3 protein-coding genes and 1 pseudogene are annotated in these 5,059 nt (G+C 40.3%); 3 read left to right on the forward strand and 1 reads right to left on the reverse strand.

Going from position 1 to position 5,059, the window contains the following annotated elements; genetic code table 11:
- The first annotated feature begins 20 nt into the window (after positions 1–20).
- The 3 genes and pseudogenes from tkt to PX481_RS29345 all read left to right on the forward strand — a co-directional run bounded on the left by tkt (position 21) and on the right by PX481_RS29345 (position 3,428).
- Positions 21–2,027 (forward strand): annotated as a pseudogene (gene tkt / locus PX481_RS29335) (transketolase).
- Positions 2,028–2,193: 166 nt separating this feature from the next.
- Positions 2,194–2,961, forward strand: coding sequence for a hypothetical protein (locus PX481_RS29340; protein ID WP_004159432.1), 768 nt, complete (start codon positions 2,194–2,196; stop codon positions 2,959–2,961).
- The gene (locus tag PX481_RS29345) at positions 2,958–3,428 is read left to right on the forward strand and encodes a type II toxin-antitoxin system VapC family toxin (protein WP_004159431.1); all 471 of its coding nucleotides are present in this window, start codon (positions 2,958–2,960) and stop codon (positions 3,426–3,428) included. The genes PX481_RS29340 and PX481_RS29345 overlap by 4 nt, the downstream gene beginning before the upstream one ends.
- 435 nt (positions 3,429–3,863) lie before the next feature.
- On the opposite strand, the gene PX481_RS29350 is transcribed toward PX481_RS29345, so the two are convergent.
- Complete coding sequence (locus PX481_RS29350) at positions 3,864–4,757, reverse strand: DNA adenine methylase (RefSeq protein ID WP_045361839.1); 894 nt, start codon at positions 4,755–4,757, stop codon at positions 3,864–3,866.
- Positions 4,758–5,059 lie beyond the last annotated feature (302 nt).

Raw genomic sequence — 5,059 nt, forward strand, 5'->3', positions numbered from 1 at the left:
AGTTCATTCTAAAAAACATTATGGTTGTCGCCTCCCAATCCCTCGAAGAACTTTGTATTAATGCGGTGCGTTTTTTAGCGGTAGATGCCGTAGAAAAAGCTAAATCGGGACACCCCGGCCTGCCCATGTGAGCCGCTCCCATGGCCTTTGTTCTCTGGGATCAATTCCTGCGTTTTAACCCGAAAAACCCCCAATGGGTTAATCGTGATCGTTTTGTTCTCTCCGCCGGTCATGGTTGTATGCTGCAGTACGCTTTGATGTACCTGACCGGATACGATAGCGTTCCCCTCGAGGAAATTAAACAATTCCGGCAGTGGAAATCGAAAACCCCCGGCCACCCCGAAAATTTCGTCACGGAAGGGGTGGAAGTGACCACCGGTCCTCTGGGTCAAGGGATTGCTAATGGTGTCGGTTTGGCCCTAGCAGAAGCCCATTTAGCGGCCCGTTTCAACAAACCGGATGCCAAAATTATCGACCATTACACCTATGTGATTTTGGGTGATGGTTGCAATATGGAGGGTATTTCCGGGGAAGCTTGTTCTTTAGCCGGTCACTGGGGTTTAGGCAAGTTAATCGCTCTCTACGATGATAACCATATCTCGATCGATGGTTCCACCGATATCGCTTTTACCGAAGACGTGAGCAAGCGTTTTGAAGCCTACGGTTGGCACGTTCAGCACGTCGAGAATGGTAACACCGATTTAGATGCCATTGCCAATGCGATCGCAGCCGCCAAAGCTGTCACCGATAAACCCTCGATGATTAAAATCACCACCACTATCGGTTATGGTTCCCCCAATAAGTCTAATACCGCCGATGTTCACGGGGCAGCTTTAGGAGCAACAGAAATCGAGTTAACCCGGAAAGCGTTAGGTTGGCAATACGAGCCGTTTGTGGTTCCCGATGAGGTGTTAAATCGTTTCCGGCAAGCAGTGGACAAGGGAGCAACGGCAGAAACGGACTGGAATAAGTTATTTAACGAATATCAGGCCAAATATCCCGCAGAAGCGGCTTTATTTGAACAGTTAACCACCGGTCAACTGCCGGAAGGTTGGGAGCAAGCTTTACCGGTTTATAAACCCGAAGATAAGGCGCTCGCTAGTCGTAAACACTCGGAAATCTGCTTAAATGCGCTTGCGGGGGTTTTACCCGGTTTAATCGGTGGTTCGGCGGATTTAACCCACTCTAACTACACCGAATTAGAGCATTTTGGTAATTTCCAAAAAGGCAGTTATCAGGAGCGTAACGTCCATTTTGGCGTGCGGGAACACGCGATGGGGGCGATTTGTAACGGGATTGCTCTCCATAACACGGGATTGATTCCCTACGGGGCGACTTTCCTGATTTTCACCGACTATATGCGGAATTCTATCCGTTTATCGGCATTGTCAGAAACCCGCGTCATCTGGGTAATGACTCACGATTCCATTGCCTTAGGGGAAGATGGACCGACTCACCAACCCGTGGAACACGTTGCTTCTCTGCGCGCTATTCCTAACCTCTTAGTCATGCGTCCGGGGGATGGTACGGAAACTTCCGGTGCTTATAAAGTAGCGGTGAGCGAAACTAAGCGCCCGACGTTACTAGCATTATCCCGTCAAAATCTGCCCAATTTAGCGGGAACTTCCCTCGATGGTGTGGCTAAAGGTGCTTATGTTATAACCGATTGTGAAGGTACTCCCGATGTCATTCTCATCGGTACGGGTGGCGAGTTGTATCTCTGCGATAAAGCGGCTGCGGTGTTAAAAGAAGCAGGAATTAAAGCTCGCGTCGTTTCTATGCCCTGTTGGGAGCTATTCGAGGAACAATCGGCAGAATACAAAGAATCGGTACTGCCGAAAGCAGTGAAAAAACGTCTCGCAGTGGAAGCGGGTTCAACTATGGGTTGGCATCGTTACATCACCGATGAGGGGGATGTGTTGGGGGTTGATACCTTCGGCGCTTCTGCTCCAGGAGGTGTGATTCTAGAGAAGTTTGGTTTTACCGTGGATAACGTGGTAGCGAAGGCAAAAGCGTTGTTAGGTTAATTAAACTTTGATTTTGTGGAAAAAGCCCGCGCAAGCGGGTTTTTTGTGGTTATAGGTCAACCTAGTTTAGGCTTTAGGGTTAGTTCATGTAAAAATGTAAAGTAGGAAGCTTTAGTAGTTAGCCAAAACCTTTACACTTGAGATAATTATCACGATTCCTAGAGCCATGACTAAAGGGGAAAGCCCTATATCGAAGGAAACAATCAAGAGCCTAACACTAGATATAGAAGGCTCACTGTTGTCTTTTGATAAATTTATCAAGGCTCAAGAACAATTAGCAATACTACTCCATGAAGTAGATAAAACCCTTGCTAACAAAAATCGCCCCCTGATAAATTGGAGAATCTCTCAAATTCATAGTGGCAGCATTCATCTTACTTTAGAAGGAATGCCTCAAGATCAGATTACACCTAGTCAAATTTCTGAAGTTATTAAGACTGTAGAAAGGGGAATAGTAACAATTTTAGAACATCCGATTCGCCCTAAGTATTTTTCTGATCGAGCTTTAGAAAGTGCGCGATCATTAGCAATATTGAAAAAAAGAGATGAGTTTATGGTGCAATTGGGCTTTGATTCAAGGTGTATCGACTTGAATCAAGCTTTGATTGCTAATGTTGATGAAATTATCGGGGGAAAATATCAAAGTTTTGGTACTGTAGAAGGTGTGCTTAAAGCTATTGATGTAAGTCGTCAACCTATTTTTAGAGTTTACAATTTATTGACTAATAAAAGTGTTAAATGTTACTTTGAACCAAATTTACTTGATAATATCAAAGAATATCTAGAAAAAAGAGTCTCTGTATCGGGGATAGTTACCTCTAGAGAAGATGGGGAAAAAATCGGGATTAAAGTTGAGTCAATTGATCTTTTTCCTGAGGAAAAAGATTTACCTACCATTGAGGAAATGATCGGAATTTGGGGAGGAAGTAAGTGATTCGTCCAACAAAAAAGCTACACTACTGGGATTCTTGTGTTTTTTTAGCTTTCCTGAAAAATGAAAAGGATAAAATTAATGATTGTATTTCTGTTCTCAAAGCAGCTGAAAATGGTCAGGTAATAATTGTGACTTCTGCTCTTACTTTTATTGAAGTGGTGAAATTAGAAAAAGGACAGCCAAAATTACCTAAAGAAAGTGAGGAAAAAATCAGAGATTTTTTCCGACATGAGTGGATTTATATTTATGATGTGGACAGAAAAGTTGGTGAACTAGCCAGAGAATTGATGTGGCAATATCAGGCACTAAAACCTAAAGATGCAACTCATGTGGCGACGGCAATTAAAGCCAGAGTGGATGTTTTAGATACTTTTGATGATGGCTTGCTGAAACTCTCTGGAGAAATCGGTGATCCTCCTTTAATAATTAGAAAACCTTTTTTTGAAGTTCAACTTGATCTTTTTTGAAAAAGTACCCATTCTCGCACAAGAAAATTACAAATCGAATTACCGAACACAAAAGGTCTAAATTGATAGGAATACCTTCATATTAAAACAGATTTTGATTTAGTGATTACATCTCTTGCCAATGCTTTTTTTTAGACCAATTTAGAAACGGGACTATTTGTTTGGAAGCCCACACCAAAAGAGCAAATATTTTTAAGCAAAATTAATATTAATAATCAAGAAGAAGCCCTTTTAAAAATGTACGTTGCCAGAAGTAAAGATTTAACAGCAAATCAAACCAATAATATCAATTGTTCTCGCCAGAAATGCCAGGATCAAAACTGTAATTTCATCCCTAATTATCCCAAAATTTTCTTTGATGTTAATACGGCTGAACCTCTACAACCATGGCTCCCGATAGAAAAAATAGAGGATTTACTTGATTAAAATTAGGAATCAAGATACATCGAATAAACTTAATTGTAGAGGTGTAAATCTTGCAGGTTTCTCAAGATCATAATTAGCAATAAATACCTCCTTGCCCTTGCGTCTTTCACTCTGATAACCATGTTCTAATTTTAAACCATTTTTTTGATCATCAGTTCGATTAATAGTGTAATTCCATTCATTATCTTGTAAAGAAATACACCAATCATACATTTCTCTAATTTCGGAGCAATTATCATAAGTCAAAAGAAATTTAAATCGATGTTGATGTTTTTTCAACGTCTTACATAACCTTTCATGATCTTCTAGACTGAAGAAGCAGGAATAGAATTTATTTTGATCTGCTTGAAAGTAAGGAGGATCGACAAATAAAAAGTAATCATCGGGTAATTGATTGATTAAATCTTCAAAATCTAAACAAGATAAATTGACATTTTGCAGTTTTTCCGAAGTGGTTTTTAGGTGAGAAGGCCAGTTTTCAGGACGCATAGAATACTTATCACCATAGCCCCAATAACAATTTTCAAGTTTCATAATTCCTGAGTAGGAAGTTCTATTTAGATAATACCAACGCATGGCTCTTTCTAGGTCATTGGCTGGTTGAAATTCATTTTTATAATAACTGTGTAGTTCTTTGGTAGCGTTTAGATCTTTTAATAATTCAATTAGACTATCAAGATAATCTTTGATATGTCGATAACAGTTGATTAATTCCTCATCTTTGTCATTGAGAATATTCTCTGCTACACTTTCCTTAGCAAAGAATATAGATGCTCCCCCCGCAAAGGGTTCACAATACTTATGGTGACTAGGAAGACAAGCTAAGATTAGCTTACGGGCATAAAATTTACCGCCGGGATAACGAAAAGGAGAATTACTAAGTTTTTTAGCGATTTTGGACATTACCTTTGATTTTAGAGGCTTTTCTTTGAGATTATTTTAACAAAATTACGATATTTTATCTAGGAATGTCAGAGAAGTTCGGTTTTACTGTGGATAACGTGGTAGCGAAGGCAAAAGCGTTGTTAGGTTAATTAAAACTTTGGTTTTGTGGAAAAAGCCCGCGCAAGCGGGTTTTTTTGTGGTTATAGGTCAACATAGTCAGCAATTCCAAATTCAAACGGTAGTGTAGGATACAGAATTGATTTCGCTTCTGTCCCTCAAAATAGAGTGAACGAGTTGCCCATTGGGTTTTGCAGGAATGG

It is taken from the genome of Microcystis sp. M53603_WE2 (assembly GCF_030065435.1).

What these genes read in the sequence shown, in the direction of transcription:
- PX481_RS29340 (WP_004159432.1), top strand. Translation starts at nt 2,194, where the DNA reads ATGACTAAAGGGGAAAGCCCTATATCGAAGGAAACAATCAAGAGCCTA.
- PX481_RS29350 (WP_045361839.1), bottom strand. Translation starts at nt 4,757, where the DNA reads ATGTCCAAAATCGCTAAAAAACTTAGTAATTCTCCTTTTCGTTATCCC.